Origin of the sequence: Yersinia proxima, from assembly GCF_902170785.1 — a bacterium.
GTDB lineage: Bacteria > Pseudomonadota > Gammaproteobacteria > Enterobacterales > Enterobacteriaceae > Yersinia > Yersinia proxima.
In genome coordinates, this window is sequence record NZ_CABHYG010000004.1 from 175257 (window position 1) to 200763 (window position 25507).

A 25507-nucleotide genomic window follows, 5' to 3' on the forward strand; every position below is an offset into this window, starting at 1 on the left:
GAAATAGCGACCCATTCTACTCATTATGGCCTCTAACGCCAAATTGCTGGTGATACCAGCGAGGTATTAATTGTTCCCTATAACCATTAATTTGCCAATTATCGCTGTAAAAATGGACACTTAGTTGCCCAGACACCGATGTATCACGCCAGATAATGTTATTTTTTTGATAACGTTGTATCACTTTTCTCGCCGGAAGATGCCATTGGTTATAGCGTGCAACAGAAGCAAAAGCCAATTCCGGCTTCACAGCCCGCAGAAAAGGTGGCGTTGAAGATGTATTGCTCCCATGATGGGGAACTTGTAGCAATGTTGAGGCTAATTTAGTCCGTGAACTTTTAATCAGCGCTTTTTCACCCCTCATCTCGAGGTCACCCGTCAATAATAAACTGTGTTTTCCATCATCAATACGGATAACACACGAATCATCATTCTGAGCATTAATAATCTGCTTACGAGGCCATAAAACTTCGAAATTCAAACCTTGCCATTGCCATACCAAGCCTTGCTTACAAGGCAAAGCATTTGGCGCGTATTTTATGGGAAAAGGAGCACGAACCGTAGCCATAGGATAAGCGGCCTGAATTTCAGCAATCCCCCCGGTATGATCCTGATGGTCATGGCTGAGAATAATTTGCTCAATAGTGATACCCCGCCAGCGTAGATAAGGTAAAATCACCCTGGACGCCATGCTACCGGTATCCCAGCGATTACCTGTATCAAAGATAATAGCCTTCCCCTCTCGTTCAATTACCACCGCCAAACCATGTCCAATATCCAGCATATCAACACGCCATTGATATTCATCACGACGCTGGGTGAACAATACTAAATTCACACAAAGCACCATGACCCCGATGAAGTCATTACGCCACCATTCAAAACGCCAGATAAGCATGGCAAGCCAACCACCAAATCCGATAGCAATTGATGCCGAGCCAGTATATAGCCAGCCCATTCTCATCGGATTCAACGGCCAAAGCACCGCAGCTAACGATATATCCGCTAACGACCAGAACACTTCAGAGACAAAGGGAAGTAGAGTAAAAACTAGCGCTAGCAAGACGCAAGGAACAGTAATTAAGGAGACAAGAGGCACTGCCCACAAGTTTGCAGGTATCGAAAATAAACTAATGCCATGAAACAAAACTATTTGCAGTGGCATTAACAGTAGCATCATGCCGAACTGTAAATGAATCCCACGAATAACCAGCCCCTGCCAGCCCGTTTTAAAACGCGGGGCAAGCGGAACCCAGTAAAACCAGCATATCAAACTAAATACCGCCAGACAGGAGAGCCAGAAGCTGTCCGAAAGTATCGCGAGAGGCTCACTAAGCAAAATAAGCGCTAATGCCCATAACCATATTTGCCATGCACTGCAGGAGACACTAAAAATCCTGAGTAGCAGCCATAGTGTTAATGCCATCGCCGCCCTCACTGCTGGCGGATTCGCCCCCGCTAACCAGACGTAAATAAGTGCAACAAACCAACTGGTGATGAGCGGAAACAGAGGCCCAACACGACTGACAGGAAGTAAAAACTGAACCGCTCGCGCCAGTATTCCACCAAATAGCGCGGCCATCGCAATGTGCAAACCTGAAATTGCCATCAGATGAGCTGTGCCGGTATCGCGCAACAGCATCCAATACTGAGGAGCCAGTTGGCTTCGTTCGCCAAAAGCCAATGCCAGCAGTATCTCACGCTGTTCATAGGATCCGAGTTGCTGTTCAACAACACGGATAGTTTGCTGGCGAGCGTTACAGGACTCATTCAGTAATTCAGCCCGAATGATTCGCCCCTGTAATGGGCGACGGTTTGCTATCGCCCCGCGCTGGCTATCAAAACCGCCTTCATTGAGCAGACTATGCACTCCTCGCATTCGTAACCAAAACTTCCATTGCTGCCCGGCACAGTAATTTAGACCCTTTTGCCATGTTACGGTGACTTTTATCGGCGGGAATACTCTCTTCCCATTGACCTGTTGAATATCTAATAAGACCTTATTAACTTCCACCCATGCTAAATGTGAGGTATTTATTGTGGCGATGACTTGCTGCTCTCCCTGAGTCAGTTGGTCAATCTGCATCAACAGGTTATCTCCTTGCCAGCATCCCCATACAAAACTCATCAGAGCCAATGTCAGGCACTGACAATAGGCATTGCCGCTAACCCATAGCAGTGCCCCCAATATCAGCAATATGCTGATAACCCTAACACCAGGCAGCTGAGGTAGCGCAATAAGGGGCAAAAGTCCGGCAATAATAGCGAGTGCAACATGATCAATTGATAAAGTGATAAACAACCGTCCGTTTTATGACTCCCGAATAGCCTCATTGCCATCCGTTCACCCTATGGGTAACAAGCTGATTTTCGCTATGGAGGGGCTATAGAGCCAGTATCAATGACAGGAGTTCCGAGCAGACTCGCTAACAATTTGATCGTGTTACAGAATCAGCAGAAGAAATGCGGGATGTATCTAAAATAAGCGAGAACGTGTTGGAGTGTTATTGAGGAGGCTTGTTTTATGACGAACAAATTAGAAGGGATAAAGAATGAAACGCCAAAATAAAAACGGCGCCCTTAGAGGCACCGTTTCGATCAGCTTTACATAATAACGCGATTAGTTGAAAACAACTTAACCGTAGATATTCGCGCGATCGCGTAACTCTTTACCTGGCTTAAAGTGTGGAACGTACTTACCTTCCAACTCAACTTTAGCGCCGGTCTTTGGATTACGGCCAACACGCGGAGCACGGTAGTGAAGAGAAAAACTGCCAAATCCGCGGATCTCAATGCGCTCACCTTCAGCTAGTGTTCCAGCCATATGTTCAAGCATTTCTTTCACTGCATCCTCAACGACCTTAGTCGGTACGTGAGATTGCTGGCCAGCAAGTCTTTCAATAAGTTCAGACTTGGTCATATTACCTCCAAGCTTTGCAGCTAAACTACCGTATAGGGGCGGACAAAACCGCCCCCGTTATTATTACTCGCCTTTTGCAGCTTTGAACGCTTCTGCCATTGCGCTAGAGAAGTTGCCTTCTTCTGGCTTGTTGTTAACTGTAGCAATAGCATCTTTCTCATCAGCTTCGTCTTTAGCACGAACAGACAGGCTGATTACGCGGTTTTTGCGGTCAACGCCAGTATATTTGGCTTCAACTTCATCACCGACGTTCAGAACCAGCGTTGCATCTTCAACGCGGTCGCGAGTTGCTTCGGAAGCACGCAGATAACCTTCTACGCCGCCTGCCAATTCAACTGTAGCACCTTTAGCGTCAACTGCAGTTACTTTACCAGTAACAATAGCACCTTTCTTGTTAACAGACAGGTAGTTATTGAACGGGTCTTCTGCAAGTTGTTTCACGCCCAGGGAGATACGCTCACGTTCTGCGTCAACTTGCAGAACCACAGCTGCGATTTCGTCGCCTTTCTTATATTCACGAACTGCTTCTTCGCCTGCAACGTTCCAGGAGATGTCAGACAGGTGAACCAGGCCATCGATGCCGCCGTCCAGGCCGATGAAGATACCGAAGTCAGTGATAGACTTGATTTTACCTTCAACGCGGTCGTTTTTGTTGTGGGTTTCTGCAAACAGCTGCCATGGGTTAGATTTGCACTGTTTCAGGCCCAGAGAAATACGACGACGTTCTTCATCGATGTCCAGAACCATAACTTCCACTACGTCGCCAACGTTAACAACTTTAGACGGGTGAATGTTTTTGTTGGTCCAATCCATTTCTGAAACGTGTACCAGACCTTCAACGCCTTCTTCGATTTCTACGAAGCAGCCGTAATCAGTCAGGTTAGTTACACGACCAGTCAGCTTGGTGCTTTCTGGGTAACGTTTAGCGATAGCAACCCATGGATCTTCGCCCAGCTGTTTCAAGCCAAGGGATACACGAGTACGTTCGCGGTCGAATTTCAGAACTTTAACAGTGATTTCGTCGCCCACATTGACGATTTCGCTTGGGTGTTTAACACGTTTCCAAGCCATGTCAGTAATGTGCAGCAAGCCATCAACGCCACCCAGATCAACGAATGCACCGTAGTCAGTCAGGTTCTTAACGATACCCTTAACTTCCATGCCTTCTTGCAGGTTTTCCAGCAATTGATCACGCTCAGCGCTGTTCTCAGATTCGATAACTGCACGACGAGAAACAACGACGTTGTTGCGTTTCTGATCCAGCTTGATGACTTTGAACTCAAGCTCTTTGCCTTCCAGATGCAGAGTATCGCGAACTGGACGCACATCAACCAGTGAACCAGGCAGGAACGCACGGATGCCGTTCAGTTCGACTGTAAAGCCGCCCTTCACTTTGCCGTTGATCACACCAGTAACGGTTGCAGCTTCTTCGTAAGCCTTTTCCAGCATCAGCCATGCTTCGTGACGCTTAGCTTTCTCACGGGACAGCAGAGTTTCACCGAAGCCGTCTTCAACAGCGTCCAGTGCAACGTCAACTTCGTCGCCGACTTGAATTTCCAGTTCACCTTGCGCGTTCTTGAACTGTTCTGCTGGAATTGCTGACTCAGATTTCAGACCGGCGTCAACCAGTACGATATCTTTATCGATAGAAACAACAACACCACGGACGATAGAGCCCGGACGTGTTTCAATTGTTTTCAGGGATTCTTCAAAGAGTTGAGCAAAAGATTCTGTCATGTTTATAATCTTCAGGATTCTTAAGTTTAACGTCCATCTAGCATCCCGCCGGATGGGGTTGTTTCACATGCCTCGCCACACATCCTTGCAGCAAGGTTAAAGTGCTCATCAAAAATAATTTTATTTAAAAAATAAATCGTTGAGAGCTCAGAACTGACCGCATTGTCGTTATTTTTTTAACGGCAACGCCAGAATTCGTTGGGCATAAGCCAGCGCCTGTTCGATCACCTGCTCGATGGACATACTGGTTGAATCCAGTACCAACGCATCTGTAGCAGGGACTAAAGGTGCAATAGCCCGATTACGATCGCGATCATCTCGCTCCTGTATCTCGGACAAAAGACGTTCAAAGTTAACATTAAACCCCTTTTCCTGCAACTGTAGCATACGTCTGTGTGCTCGTTCTTGCGAACTTGCATCAAGAAATATTTTCACCGGCGCGTCTGGAAACACCACGGTTCCCATGTCACGACCATCAGCAATCAGACCGGGCGGTTCACGGAAAGCCCGCTGGCGGCGCAGTAGTGCTTCACGCACCCGAGGAAACGCTGCCGCCTGAGATGCCGTATTCCCCACAGTTTCGGTGCGGATCTCATTACTGACGTCCTCACCTTCTAAAATCACTTTTAACTGCCCATTCTGTGAGACAAAACGAACATCGAGATGTGCGGCAAGTGGAACTAATGCCTCTTCGGTGCTGATATCAACTTGATGATGCAACGCAGCCAAAGCTAAAACACGGTAAATCGCACCAGAATCCAGCAAACGCCAGTCCAACGATTCAGCCAATGCTTTGCAAAGCGTACCTTTACCTGCACCACTTGGTCCATCAACGGTTATCACCGGGGCTGACGCCGTCATTTCTCTCTCCTTTCGGTAGGCAAAACCTCTTGTCTACCCGGCAGGGCAAACACAGGAGCAGTATTATACGCTGCATCGGAGTGAACTGTTACCCTGCGGTGTTTAGTTGCTGAAAATAAAACCATCGGCGGTAGCAGAAGTGTAGAAGAGATAAGAAAGATAGACAGGAAATATTTATTTTCTAGCCGATATAACCAATAAGAAATGGGTGTCGAGCGACACCCATCTTAAGCTGATGATTAGGCCATCTGGCTTAATCGGGCCAGTTGTTCAAAGTAGTCAGGAAATGTTTTCGCGGTACATTTCGGGTCAAGGATAGTGACCGGCGTGTCAGATAAAGCCACCAGCGAAAAACACATCGCCATGCGGTGGTCATTATAAGTCCCTATTTCGGCTGCAATTAGCTGCGCAGGGGGCACCACCCGAATATAGTCTTGCCCCTCTTCGACTTCCGCGCCCACTTTTCTCAACTCAGTCGCCATCGCGGATAAGCGGTCGGTTTCCTTCACTCGCCAGTTATAGATATTACGAATAACAGTCGGGCCGTCAGCAAACAGTGCAGTGGTAGCAATGGTCATCGCAGCATCAGGAATATGGTTCATATCCATATCGATACCCTGTAATTCACCACGGCTGCACTCGATATAATCATCACCCCAACTGATTTTAGCGCCCATTTTCTCCAGTACATCGGCAAACCTGGTATCACCTTGCACACTTTTTTTGCCAATACCGGTTACGCGAACGGTTCCGCCTTTGATAGCAGCAGCGGCGAGGAAATAAGAGGCAGAAGATGCATCGCCTTCAACCAGATAGGCACCCGGTGAGCGATAAGTCTGCCCGCCTTTAATATGGAAAACCTGATAGTTTTCATGCACGACATCCACACCGAAGGCTTTCATCAGATGCAACGTAATGTCGATATAAGGCTTAGACACCAACTCCCCTTGGATCTGAATTTCAGTATCTTGTTCAGCTAAGGGAGCGGTCATCAAAAGTGCCGTGAGGAATTGACTGGAAACACTGCCGTCTACGGTGAGTTTACCGCCACGAAAGCCCCCACGTATGCGCAACGGCGGGTAGTTTTCTTGCTCCAGATAATCAATCTGTGCTCCGCCCTGGCGCAATGCATCAACCAAATGACCAATTGGCCGTTCTTTCATGCGTGGTTCGCCGGTTAATACAATGTCATTTTTCCCCAGGCACAGTGCCGCAGCCAATGGGCGCATGGCCGTGCCCGCATTGCCTAAAAATAGTTCTAATGGCTGCTCTGCAACCAACTTACCGCCCAATCCATCAACCTCACAGCGGGTACGATCAGCAGACAGGCGATATTTCACCCCCAATGCCTGTAGAGCATTGAGCATATGGCGAATGTCATCACTGTCTAACAAGTTATTCAGCTGGGTTGTCCCCTCGGCCAGCGCTGCCAGAAGAAGTGCACGGTTAGAAACACTTTTAGAACCGGGTAAATTAACGGTGCCATTAATCAGGGCAATGGGGTGTAAAGTCAGGGATTCCAGCATGGGAAAAGCACTCTCCAGTCTTTTATGAGCAACAGCCCCGCACAGGACGGGGCTGTTGTTATTCCAAATAAATACATTTAAATCATAATGATAAATAAATTTGAGCAGATAGATATCTGCTCAGAGCAATCAACCGTGGCGACGTTCAAAGTCAGCCATAAAATCGGTTAATGCTTTTACGCCTTCAATTGGCATCGCGTTATAGATAGAGGCACGCATTCCCCCGGCAACACGGTGGCCTTTTAAGGCTTGCAGACCTTGGGCCTCTGCTTCACTCAAGAACAATTTGTCCAGTGAAGGATCAATCATTTGGAACGGCACATTCATCCAGGAACGATTCGCGGTCGCGACCTGATTGCGATAGAAATCAGTGCGGTCGATAGCGCCATACAATAATTCAGCTTTAGCCTGATTACGTTTCTCCATTTCGCCTAAACCACCCTGTTCTTTCAGCCATTTAAATACCAGACCGGACAGATACCAGGCGAAAGTCGGCGGCGTGTTGAACATAGAGTCGTTCTCTGCCAAAACCTTATAATCAAGGATAGATGGCAGCTCAGTGCGCGCTTTACCAAGCAAATCTTCGCGCACGATAACCACTGTCAGACCAGCTGGGCCGATATTCTTTTGGGCACCGGCATAAATGACACCATAGCGGCTGACATCAATCGGGCGAGAGAGAATGGATGAGGAGTAATCGGCAACCACAACTTTGTTGCCAAAGTCAGGTTCTTCGTTGATAGCCAGCCCGTCAATGGTTTCATTCGGGCAATAATGCACATAGGCGGCATTATCACTCAATTGCCATTGTTTCATCGGAGCAATGCCTGTCACGCCGTTATCATGCGTCGTCACATCAATCACATTCGGCGTGCAATATTTCTGAGCTTCTTTGACCGCACTGTGCGCCCAATAACCACCGTCAATGTAATCAGCGCTGCGGCTGTCACCCAGTAAATTCAGTGGCACTGCGGCAAACTGCGCACGTGCTCCGCCATGGCAAAATAACACTTTATAATTGGCTGGGATCTGCATCAGGTCGCGCAGATCTTTTTCTGCCTCTTCAGCTACCTGCATAAATTCTTTACTGCGATGGCTGATCTCCATGACCGACGTACCCAGACCATGCCAGTTACGTAATTCCTGTTCCGCACGACGTAAAACTTCGACCGGCAGCATTGCAGGCCCTGCGCTAAAATTATAAACCTGTGTCATTTCCCCTCACCACACTCAACTGAGATTGCCATCGTTATAAATCCTCACTCGGTTTTATCATTCGACTCCGCCTGCTGCAACGGTTATTCGCCAGCAAAGGAGAAACGCCTGGCCGCTACGACAGCAGTCTGTGCGCTAAGCTGCCATTAATTTGAAGTTATTCACCAAAAGTGGCTCAATCATGACCTTGTTGCATGATAGATAACTCATTTTTCCCGTTGATGACGCAACGCCTCGACCCAGTGGTGGTGACCACAGCGTTGACAAGTCGCGCTAGAATTATTGGATAACGTGATAATCAGGCTACATTGGCTACAGGCGTATTCACCCGGTTTTTCTATATTAACTAATGGCTTAATACAGCATTTAGGGAGTACAGGCAGACCAGGCTTAACTTTATCTTTGCTAAAGAAAAAGACACTGATAGCGCCATTGACCTCCAGAATAGCCAGCCGCACTTGACCAAGATGTTCGACACCTTGTTGGCGCAACTCCATAAAAAACTCATCGTGCGTAATATTTTCCTGCTGCATGGTTTCCCAAACGAATATCCCATCACTGATAATGATGAGCGGCTTCCCTTCCATCCACTGCTGGATTTTTTCGCTGCGCGACATAAGAAAAGTGGATAAGCGATACAAAAACATAATACTGATAAATACCATGACCACCGGCAGCATCGGCACATCTTCATAAAAAGTGACATCACCGGCGGCTGAGCCAAGAGTCAGAATGATAACCACTTCAAATAGTGACATCTGCCGCACACCGCGGCGGCCACTCAGTTTGAGAAATAAAAAGACCAATACAAAGGTGAATAAACACCGGATACCCACCTCGGCTAAAAATTCGATTGGGAATTTATCCAGTGCCATCCGGTTGAAATCGAAAGTTTTCATTTATTGTTATCCTGCCAGCTAAAAAGAGACAAAGCATTGCCGCACTCCCATTAAAGGTAGCTGGTTGATGGAGTTAGCATTTTTATTTCAGATTACAGGTAATAAATAGATACGGAGGCCGAAGCCTCCGTCAAAGATTGGATCTATCAATACGCGTGGAACAACTTTTGAATATCTTGTGGTTTTTGCGTTTGGGTTAATGCCAATTGCAGCAGTACCCGTGCTTTTTGTGGATTAAGTGAGCCAGAAGCAACAAAGCCATATTTGGTATCATCAACTTCAGCATCTTCGGTGGTAGAGCCAGTGGGGACGCGGGATGAACGCACGACTGCGACGCCATTGTGTGCCGCCGTTGCCAGTGTATCGAATACTGTTTTGTACAGGTTACCGTTACCCACACCGGCACTGACAATTCCTTTATAACCATCTTCAATCAATGCCTTAGCGGGTAAGTCAGAGGCATTGGCATAGTTATAAATAATGCCCACTTTCGGTAACTCATTGAGCTTGCTGATATCAAAGGCAGGCTGGCGTGGTGCAGGCTGATGAAGATAATTCACTTTACCATCATAGATATAGCCCAGTGGGCCAGTATTAGGTGACTGGAAAGTTTGCACCGACGTGGTGTTAGTTTTCATGACATCACGGCCGGTTAACACCGTATCATTCATCGCCACCAGCACGCCGCGTTTAGCGGAGTTAGGGTCACTGGCAACCACTACGGCGTTGTAGAGATTCAGTGGGCCGTCAGCACCCAGAGCCGTGGCCGGGCGCATGGCCCCAACCATCACCACGGGTTTATCACAATTAACCGTTAAATCGAGGAAATAGGCGGTTTCCTCCAATGTATCAGTCCCATGAGTAATCACGAATCCGTCGGTTTTGGCACAATCAGCATTAATTTTTTTCGCCAACTTCAACCAAACTTCATCATTCATATCCTGAGAGCCGATATTCACCACTTGCTCACCTTGAATATTGGCGAGTTTTTTCATTTCTGGCACGGCATTAACCAGAGCATCGACCCCTAGTTTGCCCGCAGTATAGTTAGATTTGGTGGCTGAATCACCGCCACCGGCGATAGTTCCCCCGGTCGCCAATAAGGTGATATTGGGCAGAGCAAAGGCCGAACCGCTGATCCCTGCTAAGATTCCGGCTAAAACAGTTAGCTTTATAGATTTCATATTATGACTCCATTATTTATAAGCTAGTGAATTATCCGGAATATCCATACTAAAACTGTGACATTTACTGTGCTTTAGGAATACATGGAGCTATTAACTAAAACCCCGTATGATTGCGCGTTTTTAGTACCGCCAAAAAAGTGAAGACCATGACCCAAACCTTTATTCCCGGCAAAGACGCCGCGCTGGAAGACTCCATCTCCCGCTTTCAGCAAAAACTGAGCGACCTCGGTTTTAATATTGAAGAAGCCTCCTGGCTAAACCCAGTTCCTCACGTTTGGTCGGTACATATCCGTGATCGTGACTGCCCGTTGTGCTTTACCAACGGTAAAGGTGCCAGCAAGAAAGCCGCACTGGCATCGGCCTTGGGCGAATATTTCGAACGTTTATCCACTAACTATTTCTTTGCCGACTTCTATCTGGGCAAAGCCATTGCTGAAGGTGATTTCGTTCACTACCCAAATGAGAAATGGTTCCCAATTCCTGAAGATGATTTGTTGCCGGAAGGCATTCTGGATGAGCGTCTGCTGGCGTTTTACGATCCGGAAAACGAACTGGTCGCCAGTGACCTGGTGGATTTGCAGTCAGGGAATGCGGCGCGCGGTATTTGTTCTCTGCCATTCACTCGCCAGTCAGATTTAGAAACCGTCTATATTCCAATGAATATTATCGGCAATCTGTATGTTTCAAACGGCATGTCTGCGGGCAATACCGCCAATGAAGCTCGCGTACAGGCATTGTCTGAAGTGTTTGAACGTTCAGTGAAAAATCGCATTATCGCGGAATCTATCAGCTTGCCGGAGATCCCGGCCGAGGTGTTAAACCGCTATCCGGGCGTGGTAGAAGCTATCGCAAAACTGGAAGAGGAAGGTTTCCCGATCCTGTCATACGATGCCTCTTTAGGTGGCAAATACCCGGTAATTTGTGTGGTGTTGTTTAACCCGTCAAACGGAACATGTTTTGCTTCATTCGGCGCACATCCCGACTTCGGTGTGGCTCTTGAGCGTACCGTCACTGAGCTGTTGCAAGGCCGTAGCCTCAAAGACTTAGATGTCTTCACCGCACCAACCTTTGATGATGAAGAAGTCGCCGAACATACCAATCTGGAAACACACTTTATCGATTCAAGCGGTCTAATCAGCTGGGATATGTTTAAACAAGAGGCTGATTATCCCTTCGTGGATTGGAGCTTTAAAGGCACGACAGAAGAAGAATTTGCCACCTTAATGGCTATCTTCAAGCAAGAAGACGCCGAAGTGTACATCGCCGATTATGAACACTTAGGGGTGTATGCTTGCCGAATCTTGGTGCCGGGGATGTCTGATATTTATCCAGCTGAAGATCTGTTGATGGCGAACAACACCATGGGTGTGCACCTGCGTGATACCTTACTAGCGCTACCAGACAGTGATTGGCAACCAGAGCAGTATCTGGAACTCATTCAGACCCTGGATGATGAAGGGTTGGATGATTTCGCCCGCGTCCGTGAGCTGCTGGGTATCGCCTCTGGTAAAGATAACGGCTGGTACACACTGCGGGTGGGTGAGTTGAAATCTATGCTGGCGCTGGCTGGCGGTGATTTGGAGCAAGCGCTGATCTGGGTGGAATGGACACAAGATTTCAACTCTTCAGTCTTCACGGCGAAACAGGCGAACTACTATCGTTGCCTACAAACTCTGTTGTTGTTGACCCAAGAGCCAGATCGCGACCCTGCTCAATATTACAATGCATTCGTGAAAATGTATGGCCAGGAAGCTGTAGAGGCTGCATCCGCTGCCATCGCCGGTGAAGAGCGCTTCAATGGCCTGTTCAGTGTGGATGAAGATCTCAAAGCCCTGCCAGCACACCAAGCGCTGCTGGGTGCTTACGCTAAATTGCAGGCGGCGAAACGCCGTTATTGGGCAAAAAGCGAGTAACCCTTCGGCTCTATAGATTTCAGTTAATTATCTGTCGGAGCTGGCAAAGTCTATTGAAGGGGGATCGTGCCGTTGGGGTCGTAGCGACGTAAGTCGCCAGAGCGCCCCTAGGTGCGGCAACCCCTTCACTCACTGAACTATCAGCAACTTTGTCATTAACCTCAAGCGGCATTCGCCGCTTTTTTATGGCAAATTTTTCGGCTATTAATTTCTGCAATTATTCCTAATCAAAATAAATACCAATGACACCAGCCAATAATTGTTTTTGTCATAAAAAAACGTTATTTTTTGACGCCGCTCTAGGGTAAAAACAGCATCTTTAAACAAACATTATTTGCCCATCAGAGAAAACAAACAAAGAGGTGAATAAATAGTTAATATTTAATGACAACGATGAATTAAAATAGCTACAAATACTACTTTTAGTTAACGTTCTCAACGGCTTTAAAACAGTAAAATCAAAATTTTTTGTAAATCTTAAAATATTTTTTTACCCTAAAAATCAAATAGTTAACCTTATTAGACACACATTTTGTAGTGTTTTAGAGCTAATTAAACTCTCGCAATATGATCCACATCAATTTTCACGCTATACTGCTTTGCTAGTATCTCGTTGTGCTTTATTAACCCTTAAGAGAGAGTTAGTGTGAAAGCTGACAACCCCTTCGATGCATTATTACCTGCGGCAATGGCTAAAGTAGCCGAAGATGCCGGTGTCTATAAAGCCACCAAGCATCCGCTAAAAACTTTTTATTTAGCGATTACTGCTGGTGTGTTTATTTCAATTGCGTTTGTTTTTTATATTACAGCGACTACCGGTACTGCTGGCGTGCCTTTCGGCTTTGCCAAGTTGGTAGGTGGTATTTGTTTCTCCCTGGGGCTAATGTTAGTGGTGGTATGTGGAGGTGATCTTTTCACTTCTACTGTTCTGACTACAGTGGCCAAGGCCAGTGGCCGTATTACCTGGCGTCAACTGGGATGCAACTGGGTTAATGTCTATATTGGGAACCTGTGCGGTGCGCTATTCTTCGTGTGCCTTATTTGGTTCGCGGGCCAATATACTGTGGCAAATGGTCAATGGGGCTTGAATGTTTTACAAACAGCCGACCACAAATTGCACCATACTTTTGTTGAAGCAGTATGTTTAGGTATTTTGGCCAACTTAATGGTCTGCCTGGCGGTTTGGATGAGTTACTCCGGCCGTACCATAATGGACAAGATGTTTGCGATGATTTTACCGGTGGGCATGTTTGTTGCCAGCGGCTTTGAGCATAGCATCGCAAATATGTTTATGATTCCTATGGGTATCGTGATTAAAAACTTCGCGCCCCCAGAATTTTGGCAATCCATAGGAGCAGCACCTGAGCAATTTGCTAACTTAACCGTAAGTAACTTTATTATTGATAACCTGATCCCAGTCACTATCGGCAACATCATTGGTGGCGGATTATTGGTAGGTTTGACTTACTGGGTAATTTATCTGCGCGGTGACCAGCAACACTAAGTGTGGCCGCACACGGTTTTCGAAGAAATTCACATTAAAAGGTAGATGCATTATGACCGAACTTAATGAAAAATTGGCCAAAGCATGGCAAGGTTTTACCCAAGGTGACTGGCAAAAAGAAGTCAACGTTCGTGACTTCATCCAGAAAAACTACACCCCTTATGAAGGCGATGAGTCCTTCCTTGCCGGCTCTACCGAAGCGACCGACAAGTTGTGGGCGCAAGTTATGGAAGGTATCAAACTGGAAAACCGCACTCATGCGCCAGTTGATTTCGATACCGACGTAGCAGCGACCATCATTTCACACGATGCTGGCTACATTAATAAAGATCTGGAAACCATCGTTGGTTTGCAGACTGAAAAACCATTGAAACGTGCCCTGATCCCATTCGGCGGCATCAAAATGGTAGAAGGCTCTTGCAAAGTTTACGGCCGCGAACTTGACCCGCAACTGAAAAAAGTCTTCACCGAATACCGTAAAACACATAACCAAGGTGTGTTTGACGTTTATACCAAAGACATCCTGAACTGCCGTAAATCTGGTGTACTGACTGGTTTGCCAGATGCTTATGGTCGTGGCCGTATCATCGGTGACTATCGTCGTGTAGCCGTTTACGGTATCGACTTCCTGATGAAAGACAAACTGGCTCAGTTCAACTCTTTGCAGGATGACCTGGAAAACGGTAAAGACCTGGAAATGACCATTCAGCTGCGTGAAGAAATTGCTGAACAGCATCGCGCTCTGGGTCAAATCAAAGAAATGGCAGCCAAATATGGTTGTGATATTTCTGGTCCGGCAACTAACGCCAAAGAAGCCGTACAGTGGACTTACTTCGGCTACCTGGCTGCGGTTAAATCTCAGAACGGCGCTGCCATGTCCTTCGGCCGTGTTTCTACCTTCCTCGACGTTTATATCGAACGTGATATGAAAGAAGGTAAACTGACTGAAATCGAAGCGCAGGAATTGATTGACCATTTGGTAATGAAACTGCGTATGGTTCGCTTCCTGCGTACCCCTGAGTATGATGAGCTGTTCTCTGGTGACCCAATCTGGGCAACTGAGTCTCTGGCTGGTATGGGCGTTGATGGCCGTACTCTGGTGACTAAAACCAGCTTCCGCTTCTTGAACACCCTGTACACCATGGGGCCGTCTCCAGAGCCGAACATGACCATTCTGTGGTCTGAAAAACTGCCACTGAACTTCAAAAAATATGCAGCTAAAGTGTCAATCGATACTTCATCTGTACAGTATGAAAACGATGACCTGATGCGTCCTGACTTCAACAACGATGACTATGCCATCGCATGTTGTGTTAGCCCGATGATTGTCGGTAAACAAATGCAGTTCTTCGGCGCGCGTGCCAACCTGGCGAAAACCATGTTGTATGCAATTAACGGCGGCGTTGATGAAAAAATGAAGATCCAGGTTGGCCCGAAAGAAGCGCCAATGATGGATGAAGTGCTGGACTATGACAAAGTCATGGAACGCATGGATCACTTTATGGATTGGCTGGCTAAACAATATGTTACTGCGCTGAACATCATCCATTACATGCATGACAAGTACAGCTACGAAGCTGCACTGATGGCTCTGCATGACCGTGATGTTTACCGTACTATGGCGTGTGGTATCGCAGGTCTGTCTGTTGCTGCTGACTCCCTGTCTGCTATCAAATATGCCAAAGTAAGCACCATTCGTGATGCTGATGGCCTGGCTATCGACTTCAATATCGAAGGCGAATATCCACAGTTTGGTAACAACGACTCACGCGTTGATGACATCGCTTGTGACCTGGTTGAGCGCTTCATGAAGAAAATTCAGAAGCTGCGTACTTACCGTGGTGCAGTCGCAACTCAGTCTGTGCTGACCATCACCTCTAACGTGGTTTATGGTAAGAAAACCGGTAACACCCCAGATGGCCGCCGCGCTGGTGCTCCATTCGGTCCAGGTGCTAACCCAATGCACGGTCGTGACCAGAAAGGTGCTGTTGCCTCTCTGACTTCTGTGGCTAAACTGCCGTTTGCTTACGCGAAAGATGGTATTTCTTACACCTTCTCCATCGTGCCAAACGCACTGGGTAAAGACGATGAAGTTCGTAAAGCTAACCTGGCAGGTCTGATGGATGGTTACTTCCATCACGAGGCGTCCATCGAAGGTGGTCAACACCTGAACGTGAACGTAATGAACCGCGAAATGCTGTTAGATGCGATGGAAAATCCGGAAAAATATCCGCAATTGACTATCCGTGTATCAGGCTATGCTGTTCGTTTCAACTCGCTGACTAAAGAACAGCAGCAAGATGTGATTACACGTACATTTACACAGTCAATATAAGTTCTAACTAAAATAGATTAGACTAAAAGGCTCCACCTTCGTGGGGCCTTTATTTATCCAGTATTGGAGTAACCTGCAATGTCCGTACTTGGCCGCATTCACTCATTCGAATCCTGTGGCACCGTTGACGGCCCTGGTATTCGATTTATCGTATTCTTCCAGGGTTGCCTCATGCGCTGCCTGTATTGCCATAACCGTGATACCTGGGACACCCATGGCGGTAAGGAAGTTACCGTTGAAGAATTGGTCAAAGAAGCCGTTACCTATCGTCATTTTATGAATGCTTCTGGTGGCGGAGTTACTGCCTCCGGTGGCGAAGCCATCTTACAGGCTGAGTTTGTCCGTGATTGGTTCCGCGCCTGTCACGAAGAAGGTATTCATACTTGCCTGGATACCAATGGTTTTGTGCGCCGTTATGACCCCGTGATTGATGAGTTACTGGATGCCACTGATTTAGTGATGCTGGATTTAAAACAGATGGATGACAGCGTGCATCAGAATCTGGTCGGCGTATCCAATCACCGAACCTTGGAATTTGCTCGTTACCTGGCAAAACGCAATCAAAAAACCTGGATCCGTTATGTGGTTGTGCCGGGTTGGTCAGATGATGACAAATCCGCTCATATGCTGGGTGAATTTACTCAGAACATGACTAATATCGAGAAAATCGAATTGTTGCCTTACCATGAGCTAGGTAAGCACAAATGGATTGCCATGGGCGAAGAATACAAACTGGATGGGGTCAAGCCCCCTACCGCGGAGATTATGGACCGCGTGAAAGGTATTCTTGAAAGCTATGGTCACAAAGTGATCTACTAATAATCATCAGAACATTAGCTGATTTTCAATCAATACCGCCATGCAAGATTTTCTCGCTGGCGGTATTTTTTTGGTGGTTACACCGCAGCGAATGGTGTTTTTTGCTGATCGGGTTTACGTAGCAACATCATTAAATACACCAAAGCCACACCCGCAATCATGATGAACAATAGATTGTCTGAATAGCGCTGCATCAACAATGAAGTCATGGTCGGACCGGTCAGACTACCGATGGTATAACTCATCAATAGTGCCTGATTCATTGCGACCAATTCATCAGCACTCGCCTTTTCACATGCCCACGCCATGGCTACCGGATAAAGGGTAAAACCAGCGCACCCCAAAATAAACAGTGCCGGTGCCAGCGCATAGTTACCCAGAATCGCGATACTACCGAGAATCACCACAAACACCTGAATCCGCAGTACCAACAAACGACCATAGCGGTCGGCCATTTTGCCTATTGGCCACTGACCAATAATCCCTGAACTGACCAGCAACGCCATCCACCATCCAACACTGGCGTCACTCATTCCTTGATGCGATAAATACAACGGCAGCAGACCATAGAGCGAACCTAATAACACGCCGGAGATAATGCAGCCATTAATCCCCAAACGCGCACTACGGCGCTTCAGCATCGGCCAAACGGCGATATGGGGTACATCACCGCTATCTTGATGAGAAAAATGCGCAAATAACAGCGGCAACATTGCGGTAATGACCAATGCACTGACCCACGGAATAACACTGAGTAGTTGAGTCGAGACTACCCCCAAGAGTAACTGACCAGTGACGGTGCCCAGATAGTAAACCATCATATAGGCCGCCAACAGTTGCCCTCGGTTGGTTACCGTGCCACTACGTAGTAATGCGCTTTCGACAATAACCCAAATTAATGCACACGCCACACCAGCGAAAAAGCGCCAGCCTAACCAGCTCCAGAAATCAACCGACAGCATTAACCCACATGTCGCCAGCGCGAATAAAATACAGGAATAATGGTAGCTGCGATTAAAACCGAGTTGTTGGATAATCCGCCCGGCAATCAATGTCCCAACCAGATTCCCGCTAAAATACGATGAACTTACCATCCCCACTTGCCAGGTCGGCAATTGTTGATGAGATAGCCATAAGGGAACCAATGTATTTAAAACCGCGATAGAAATCGTAAACAGCAAAAGCCCACAGAGCAAAAGCAGCACCGGGCGAGAATATGCGGACATAGTAAGATTGAAGCCGTCGGGACAAGAAAAGTGAGCGCATCATGCCACTGGTGATAAAAAAGTCAATTACATCACGAGAGTCGATAGCACGATATGTTGTTGGATAAATCCCTGCACGCTAAATTTTGTGTATCCGCCATAACCCAAAAAAGAAAAAGCGCCCGAAGGCGCTTTATAACTACTTGATAATCAAGCGAGACATATTGACTCGCTGTGACTAACCAATAAATTCCAAACCACCCATATAAGGGCGCAAAACTTCTGGCACCTGAATACGGCCATCAGCCTGCTGGTAGTTTTCCAGCACTGCAACCAAAGTACGCCCCACCGCCAGACCAGAACCATTCAGGGTATGAACCAAACGGGTTTTTCTGTCAGTTTTATTACGGCAACGTGCTTGCATACGGCGAGCCTGGAAATCCCACATGTTTGAACATGAAGAGATTTCGCGATACGTATTCTGCGCTGGCAACCACACTTCCAGGTCGTAAGTTTTGCTGGAGCCAAAGCCCATATCACCAGTACACAACAGCACTTTGCGATATGGCAACTCCAGTAATTGCAGTACTTTCTCTGCGTGACCGGTTAGCTCTTCCAGTGCCGCCATAGAATCTTCTGGACGAGTTATCTGCACCATCTCAACTTTGTCGAATTGATGCATACGGATCAAGCCACGGGTATCACGACCATAGGAACCCGCTTCGGAACGGAAGCAAGGCGTATGAGCCGTCATTTTCAATGGCAGAGACTCTTCTTCCAGAATCTCATCACGCACCAGATTGGTCACCGGCACTTCTGCCGTTGGAATCAATGCATAGTTGCTGCTGTCAGATTCCTCTTCCAGTGGCTTGGTATGGAAAAGATCACCACCAAATTTAGGCAACTGACCAGTACCATACAGAGTCGCATGGTTAACTAAATAAGGAACATAGGTTTCCAGATAACCGTGTTTTTCTGTGTGCAGGTCTAGCATGAACTGTGCCAATGCGCGGTGCATACGAGCAATTTGCCCTTTCATCACCACAAAACGCGCACCAGTCAGTTTCACCGCGGCGGCAAAATCAAGCCCACCAGCCATTTCGCCCAAAGAAACGTGATCTCTCACCTCAAAGTCATACTGGCGTGGTTCGCCCCAACGGCTGACTTCAAGATTATCGTTTTCATCTTTACCCACTGGAACCGAATCATCCGGCAGATTAGGAATCGACAATGCCAGATCACGGATTTCGTTTTGCAACTTGTCCAGTTCAGCCTTGGCTGCATCCAGCTTTTCACCCAACTCGTTGACTTCAAGACGTAATGGTTCGATATCTTCGCCACGCGCCTTAGCCGCACCAATCAGTTTCGATCGGGAGTTACGTTCTGCTTGCAGACTTTCTGTTTCAACCTGTAAAACTTTGCGGCGCTCTTCTTGTTGGCGCAACATCTCAACATCAAGTTTAAAACCTCTGCGAGCCAGTTTTTCGGCAACTGCGTCTAGCTCATTGCGCAGCATATTGGGATCGAGCATGCTAGTCCTGTGCTTGTAGTTATGGTTACACCCTTGAACTGGAATTGCAGTATTGTTAGCAACACCATGATTTAGGGTATAAAGGGTTATTGAAAAGAATTTCACCACGTAAGCAGCATAAACAGCCGCTTAGCAGTCCTATATAGCGCTAACCTTACCGCAACAGCAAGGCTAGCGGTAGCGTTTTATCGGGCTATTTTGATCCTGCTCAGCCAGCCATGCCAGCTTTTCACCAATTTTGCCTTCCAGACCTCGGGATGACGGTAAATAGTAGCGCGTGGAGGCCATTTCTGGCGGAAAATAGTTCTCGCCAGCCGCATAAGCATGTTGTTCATCATGGGCATAACGGTATTCAGCCCCCAAACCCATCTCTTTCATGAGCTTAGTCGGTGCATTACGCAGATGTTCCGGCACATCAAAGTCAGGTTTATCACGCGCATCTTGCATTGCTGCTTTAAACGCCGTGTAAACCGCATTACTTTTCGGTGCACAGGCCAGATAAACAATTGCCTGAGCAATCGCTCGCTCACCTTCAGCCGGGCCAACACGAGTAAAACAATCCCACGCAGATATCGCCACTTGCATCGCGCGAGGGTCGGCATTGCCAATATCTTCTGATGCAATGGCCAGTAAACGCCGGGCAACATAAAGTGGATCACCGCCCGCCGTAATAATTCGCGCATACCAATACAGGGCCGCATCAGGTGCGGAACCACGAATTGATTTATGGACTGCCGAGATGAGGTCGTAATAACGATCACCTTTATTATCAAAGCGAGCGCTGCGCTCCCCTGAGACTTCTTTCAGCAAATCCGGGGTTAATACTCGCATCCCGTTGGCATCTATTTCTGCCATATCCGCCATCATTTCAAGGCTATTCAAAGCACGGCGCGCATCGCCTCCCACCAATTCAGACATCATGCGGCGGGTTTCATCTGGCAGTTTTATATTCTGCCCACCATAACCCCGACTACTATCTGACATCGCTTGATCGATAACTTTTTCAATATCTGCGGCGGTCAGCGCTTTTAGCAAATAGACACGGGCTCGGGAGAGCAATGCCGAGTTCAGTTCAAACGACGGATTTTCAGTGGTGGCACCAATAAAAGTGATAGTGCCATCTTCGATATGGGGTAAGAATGCATCTTGCTGGCTTTTATTAAAGCGATGGACTTCATCGACAAATAAAATTGTTCGTCGCCCCGCATCGCGATTTTGTCGTGCGCGTTCAATCGCTTCACGAATTTCTTTAATGCCGGAGGTTACTGCAGAAATACGCTCGACATCAGCTTGACCATAACGGCCAATAATTTCTGCCAAGGTGGTTTTGCCGGTTCCCGGAGGCCCCCAGAGGATCATTGAGTGTAATTGCCCGGCAACGATTGCCCGCGGTAACGGTTTACCCGGAGCCAGCAAATGCTGCTGGCCAATATATTGCTCCAACGTCAAAGGCCGCATACGGGCGGCCAATGGCTGAAACTCATTTTGGGAAAAGTCGAGGGACATATTACTCACGCTGACCTCACTGCCGCTGGTCGTCCAGCGTCACGCCTTTTGGTAGGGTAAACTTAAATTTGCCGGCATCCGCTGAGCTGTTTTGCTGGCCTTTCAGCGTATAAGCGCTCCGTTGCCCATCTTGCTCAACCGCAGTAAAACTTTTGATGGTGCCCGTTGGCGTTACTGTGATTGCAAATTGCTTCAGATTGCCGCTGGCACTCTTTGGTGTCAGCTCAAAATCGTCGCCTTTCTGCTTCACATTATACTGCTTCCAATCATCCGGATTATTACGGGTGATAAGCATAAATGGCGTATTGCCTGTCGCATTTTTCAGCCAGGTCGCCGTTGCTTGCTCGACAAATGGGTTATAGAACCATAATGTTTCACCATCAGAAATCAAAACGCTCTCGTCAGGGGAAGTCATATGCCAATTAAATAAATTAGGTCGCTTCACCCATAATTCACCCTCGCCTTCTTGTACAGCAGTACCCTCTGAACTGGTCACTTTTTGCGAGAAGTTAGCATGGAAACTGTTCACCTTGCTCAGGCGAGCTTGTAAGTCGGAACTGGCATCGGCCAGCGCGTGAGCCGAAATCAACCCCGATAACAGACAGCAAGCAACAAGCAATTTTTTCATTATTCTGAATACCTTATAAAATTCTCTGATAAATATGGGGTGTACGCTTTTTTGCATAAGGGCCGCAAAGCGGCCCTGTCTATAATAACTGCCTCAGAGCAAAATATGGCTACTCATGTGGCGGCGGAGCCAATACTTCACGATTACCGTTATGCCCCGGTGTACTAACAATCTGTTGGGCTTCCATCTGTTCAATAATGCGTGCAGCACGGTTATACCCAATACGGAACTGGCGTTGCACACCGGAGATAGATGCACGACGTTTCTCCAAAACAAAATTCACCGCCTGATCAAACAGTGGATCCAACTCTTCGTCGCTATCCAGGCCAAGGCTACCGCCTTCACCTTCATCGCTGCCACTGAGAATGCTTTCAATATATTGAGGCCGGCCTCGCGCTTTCCAATCATTAACGACTGCATGCACTTCCTGATCTCGGACAAAAGCACCATGAACACGCACCGGAATTGAGGAGTTAGGTGCCATATACAGCATATCCCCCATGCCCAGTAGTGATTCTGCTCCGCCCTGATCAAGGATAGTTCGCGAGTCAATCTTGCTGGATACCGTAAATGCGATACGGGTTGGAATATTGGCTTTAATCAAGCCAGTAATCACATCCACGGATGGCCGCTGAGTTGCCAGAACCAAATGAATACCGGCAGCTCGGGCTTTTTGCGCCAAACGAGCAATCAGCTCTTCAACTTTCTTGCCCACCGTCATCATCAAGTCAGCAAACTCATCCACCATGACGACGATATAAGGCAATTTCACCAGCATTGGCGGTGAGATATCCATGCTATCGGAGGGTTTCCAGAATGGATCTGGAATTGGCCGCCCCATAGCTTCAGCTTGTGCAACTCGCTCATTGTACCCGGCGAGGTTACGTACGCCCAACGCAGACATCAACTTATAGCGCCGTTCCATTTCGCCGACACACCAGCGCAATGCATTCGCCGCATCCTTCATATCCGTAACCACTTCGGTTAACAGATGAGGGATACCCTCATACACCGACAATTCCAGCATTTTCGGGTCAATCATGATAAAGCGCACATCATCTGGCGTGGCTTTATACAAGATGCTGAGGATCATAGCGTTGACGCCAACCGATTTACCGGAACCGGTTGTACCCGCCACCAGCAAGTGCGGCATTTTTGCAAGATCAGCCACTACCGGTTGCCCGGCAATATCTTTACCCAACACAATAGCTAACGGTGATGGGTTATCACGGAATTTGGCACAATCAAGTACTTCGCGCAAATAGACGGTCTGGCGATGTTTATTGGGCAGTTCAAGCCCGACATAAGGTTTGCCAGGAATGACCTCAACCACACGCACAGCAATGGCAGATAGCGAACGGGCCAGGTCACGAGAAAGATTGGATATGCGTGAAGCCTTAACCCCTGGAGCTAAATCCAACTCAAAACGGGTAATCACCGGTCCTGGCGAAATCCCGACTACTTCCGCTTTCACCCGATAATCCCCTAGCCGTGCTTCCACCAGGCGAGCTGTTTGCTCCAAAGCAAACATATCAACCGGTTCTTCTTCCGCTGGCGGTGAAGAAAGGAGGTCCAGCGTAGGTAATGGGGTTGTCGGTTTGACCAAAGGCTGGTCATTACGCATCAGGAACGGGTGAATCAAACTATCCATCGCCGGAGTTGGCTGCACCGGTGATACTGGCTGTGCTGGTGCCGTTGCCGTAGGTTGCACTGGTGTTGATTGACCTGAATATGCTTGGTGAGTTTGATTTGCCTCTGGTGGCTGATAGGCCGAGACCTGTTCAATGTGCTCTGGTGCTGAAGAACTTTGCACGGGTGCAGGCTGTGCGGCTTCGTCAACATACGGAGACAGTGTGAACAAAGGCTCACGCGGGCTTTCATCAACCAGATCGGCAACAGGCGAGAACGTGAAGGCACTGCGAGTATCTACCGGTTGTATCTCTTCAACAACAGCATGTTCATATTGGCTATTGTCACTATTTTCACCCTGCGTTACGCCATAGCGATGTTGCTGCTGCGCGGCAAAATCTTGTCGCAATGACGCCTCTTGCAAAGCTAGTTCATCCTCCGGCTCAACCGCAGAAAAAGTATTCACTCCCGCATCGACTGATTGTCCATAACGCACAGCTTGCTGATCGGCAAAGGCTTTACGTAATATTGCCTGCTCTAATGCATCATCATCCTCAGATGTAGCACCTGCTGTGAACGACGTTTGAGGCGCTTGTGCCTCTTGCTCACGTTGCTCTTGCTCCGCCATACGTTGAGACGGAAGTTTAATACCGAAAGATGCCAGCTCACGCCTTGTAGGGATGCGGACAGGATTAGGCCGTGGTAACTCCGGCCCTATACCTTGTTTAATCTGCGAACTGCTATCACTGGTAGCGGTAAATGCTGGCATAAACGTAGCTGCGGCTGCACTTGCCGCGACAATCCCCGCAGTAGATTCAGAGCGATTGAGGGCACCCATAGCGGCCAGACTATCTGTATCCGCGCCTAATCCTGGGTTCATATAAGGTGTATTTTCCACCTGATCGCTATGGCGCTGTGCAGCAGAAAAATCGAATGGTGAATGGCTGGCAGGGCTTGTTGGCTTATCCCATGAACCCAGTTGAGGCTCAGGCCGTTCAACCGGTGGTACAATACGTGTTGGCGCAGGGGACGTCGCTTCTTGTGGGATCTCAAAAGAATAAAGTGGCGGCGTTGCGTCTACATTATCAGCCATCGGCGCTGCACTGTGGTTGATAGTGGGTTCAGACGGATTTTCTGTAGGAGCTAATACCGCTTGTTTACCATTATCTGTCGCACGTAATGCACTCAGTAATGGATCATAATGATTTAATAGTTCATCGTTTTCAGCCGCAATTTTATCTGTCGGAATTGCCCCATCTAATATTGGGCTGACAGGTGTGTCAGTTACAGATGGTGCCGAGAACAAAACATCGTCGTCATCTGCATGGGCTGAATTGGCCGCCAGCGCGCTAGCCGCGGCGACACCTGCTAGCGCTTTATTAGCGGCACCAACACTCTTATCTTGCTCGACGGTATTCGCTTCTTCAATTTGGTAATCGTCATCTTCATCGTCATAACGTTCTTCACGACGTGAGCGATTGGTCATAAATGTCAAAGAACCTAAAACGACCCCACCAATTTTTTCGGCAATAACCAACCATGACCAGCCAGTGAAAAGTGTCAAACCGACAGCCCAGATACAAAGCAACGTCAGGGTAGCACCAACGCCATTAAACCACGGCAACATGGCATTACTAAATAGGCTACCGATTACCCCACCAGAGGCAAAGTAATAGAGATCGTCAATATTTAATGCAGCTAGCCCGCATGACGTTAAAATCAGCGCTAATGTACCAATAAGGCGCAGCGAGAGAGCAAAGTAATCGATATGTTCACTGGCATCACGTTGGCGAAATGCGGCCCAACACAACATCACCATAATGGCAGGGATTGCATAAGCCAACACACCAAAAGTGAAGAACAATGTATCGGCCATCCAGGCACCCACACTCCCTCCAAGGTTATGGATAGGCTCGTGCCATGAGGTTTGCGACCAACTCGGGTCTGAAGGATTGAAACTGAGCAGCGCGGCCATAAGGAAGGCTGCTAAAATCGTTACTACAATCAAAACAGCCTCAAGCAAACGGCGCCCACTGCTGAGTTTTTTCAAAGTAACTTCTTTATCTTCTGTATATTCCTGGCTCAAGAAAGG

The 25507-nt window shown here is 47.7% G+C and carries 17 protein-coding genes; 4 read left to right on the forward strand and 13 right to left on the reverse strand.

The window, feature by feature from the left end:
- Positions 1 to 16: 16 nt before the first annotated feature.
- The 8 genes from FTB31_RS02845 to ansB all read right to left on the reverse strand — a co-directional run bounded on the left by FTB31_RS02845 (position 17) and on the right by ansB (position 10342).
- Positions 17 to 2302, reverse strand: coding sequence for a ComEC family protein (locus FTB31_RS02845; protein WP_227731085.1), 2286 nt, complete (start codon positions 2300 to 2302; stop codon positions 17 to 19).
- A gap of 333 nt (positions 2303 to 2635) precedes the next feature.
- The gene (gene ihfB / locus FTB31_RS02850; RefSeq protein WP_005159907.1) at positions 2636 to 2920 is read right to left on the reverse strand and encodes an integration host factor subunit beta; all 285 of its coding nucleotides are present in this window, start codon (positions 2918 to 2920) and stop codon (positions 2636 to 2638) included.
- A 63-nt stretch (positions 2921 to 2983) separates the two neighbouring features.
- Positions 2984 to 4657, reverse strand: coding sequence for a 30S ribosomal protein S1 (rpsA, locus tag FTB31_RS02855; RefSeq protein ID WP_004391091.1), 1674 nt, complete (start codon positions 4655 to 4657; stop codon positions 2984 to 2986).
- Between the two features lie 168 nt (positions 4658 to 4825).
- Positions 4826 to 5518 carry a (d)CMP kinase gene (gene cmk / locus FTB31_RS02860; RefSeq protein WP_005159905.1) on the reverse strand — a complete coding sequence of 231 codons (693 nt, stop codon included), beginning with the start codon at positions 5516 to 5518 and terminating at the stop codon, positions 4826 to 4828.
- 239 nt (positions 5519 to 5757) lie between these two features.
- Positions 5758 to 7044 carry a 3-phosphoshikimate 1-carboxyvinyltransferase gene (gene aroA / locus FTB31_RS02865; RefSeq protein ID WP_227731086.1) on the reverse strand — a complete coding sequence of 429 codons (1287 nt, stop codon included), beginning with the start codon at positions 7042 to 7044 and terminating at the stop codon, positions 5758 to 5760.
- Between the two features lie 129 nt (positions 7045 to 7173).
- Complete coding sequence (gene serC, locus FTB31_RS02870) at positions 7174 to 8259, reverse strand: 3-phosphoserine/phosphohydroxythreonine transaminase (RefSeq protein WP_077173891.1); 1086 nt, start codon at positions 8257 to 8259, stop codon at positions 7174 to 7176.
- Between the two features lie 206 nt (positions 8260 to 8465).
- Positions 8466 to 9158 carry a DUF421 domain-containing protein gene (locus tag FTB31_RS02875; RefSeq protein WP_227731087.1) on the reverse strand — a complete coding sequence of 231 codons (693 nt, stop codon included), beginning with the start codon at positions 9156 to 9158 and terminating at the stop codon, positions 8466 to 8468.
- Between the two features lie 146 nt (positions 9159 to 9304).
- Entirely contained in the window at positions 9305 to 10342 is a 1038-nt protein-coding gene (ansB, locus tag FTB31_RS02880) for an L-asparaginase 2 (RefSeq protein WP_050078459.1), read from the reverse strand.
- 149 nt (positions 10343 to 10491) lie between these two features.
- Here ansB and ycaO point away from each other — a divergent pair, with 149 nt between their 5' ends.
- The 4 genes from ycaO to pflA all read left to right on the forward strand — a co-directional run bounded on the left by ycaO (position 10492) and on the right by pflA (position 16916).
- Positions 10492 to 12258 (forward strand): 30S ribosomal protein S12 methylthiotransferase accessory factor YcaO, encoded by a 1767-nt coding sequence (ycaO, locus tag FTB31_RS02885; RefSeq protein ID WP_077174139.1) that lies wholly within the window; start codon positions 10492 to 10494, stop codon positions 12256 to 12258.
- Between the two features lie 646 nt (positions 12259 to 12904).
- Entirely contained in the window at positions 12905 to 13762 is an 858-nt protein-coding gene (focA, locus tag FTB31_RS02890; RefSeq protein ID WP_050078460.1) for a formate transporter FocA, read from the forward strand.
- 52 nt (positions 13763 to 13814) lie between these two features.
- Complete coding sequence (gene pflB / locus FTB31_RS02895; RefSeq protein WP_005166521.1) at positions 13815 to 16097, forward strand: formate C-acetyltransferase; 2283 nt, start codon at positions 13815 to 13817, stop codon at positions 16095 to 16097.
- A 78-nt stretch (positions 16098 to 16175) separates the two neighbouring features.
- The gene (gene pflA / locus FTB31_RS02900) at positions 16176 to 16916 is read left to right on the forward strand and encodes a pyruvate formate lyase 1-activating protein (protein ID WP_005171041.1); all 741 of its coding nucleotides are present in this window, start codon (positions 16176 to 16178) and stop codon (positions 16914 to 16916) included.
- A gap of 77 nt (positions 16917 to 16993) precedes the next feature.
- Here the strand turns inward: pflA and FTB31_RS02905 are convergent, their stop codons facing one another.
- The 5 genes from FTB31_RS02905 to FTB31_RS02925 form a co-directional block, all read right to left on the reverse strand.
- On the reverse strand, positions 16994 to 18142 hold the full coding sequence (locus tag FTB31_RS02905; protein ID WP_050078461.1) for an MFS transporter: 1149 nt from the start codon (positions 18140 to 18142) through the stop codon (positions 16994 to 16996).
- 217 nt (positions 18143 to 18359) lie between these two features.
- On the reverse strand, positions 18360 to 19652 hold the full coding sequence (gene serS, locus FTB31_RS02910; RefSeq protein ID WP_050078462.1) for a serine--tRNA ligase: 1293 nt from the start codon (positions 19650 to 19652) through the stop codon (positions 18360 to 18362).
- A gap of 171 nt (positions 19653 to 19823) precedes the next feature.
- Complete coding sequence (locus tag FTB31_RS02915; protein WP_050078463.1) at positions 19824 to 21167, reverse strand: replication-associated recombination protein A; 1344 nt, start codon at positions 21165 to 21167, stop codon at positions 19824 to 19826.
- Positions 21168 to 21174: 7 nt separating this feature from the next.
- Positions 21175 to 21786, reverse strand: a complete 612-nt coding sequence (lolA, locus tag FTB31_RS02920; protein ID WP_050078464.1) for an outer membrane lipoprotein chaperone LolA — start codon at positions 21784 to 21786, stop codon at positions 21175 to 21177.
- A 109-nt stretch (positions 21787 to 21895) separates the two neighbouring features.
- Positions 21896 to 25501, reverse strand: coding sequence for a DNA translocase FtsK 4TM domain-containing protein (locus FTB31_RS02925; RefSeq protein WP_227731088.1), 3606 nt, complete (start codon positions 25499 to 25501; stop codon positions 21896 to 21898).
- Positions 25502 to 25507 lie beyond the last annotated feature (6 nt).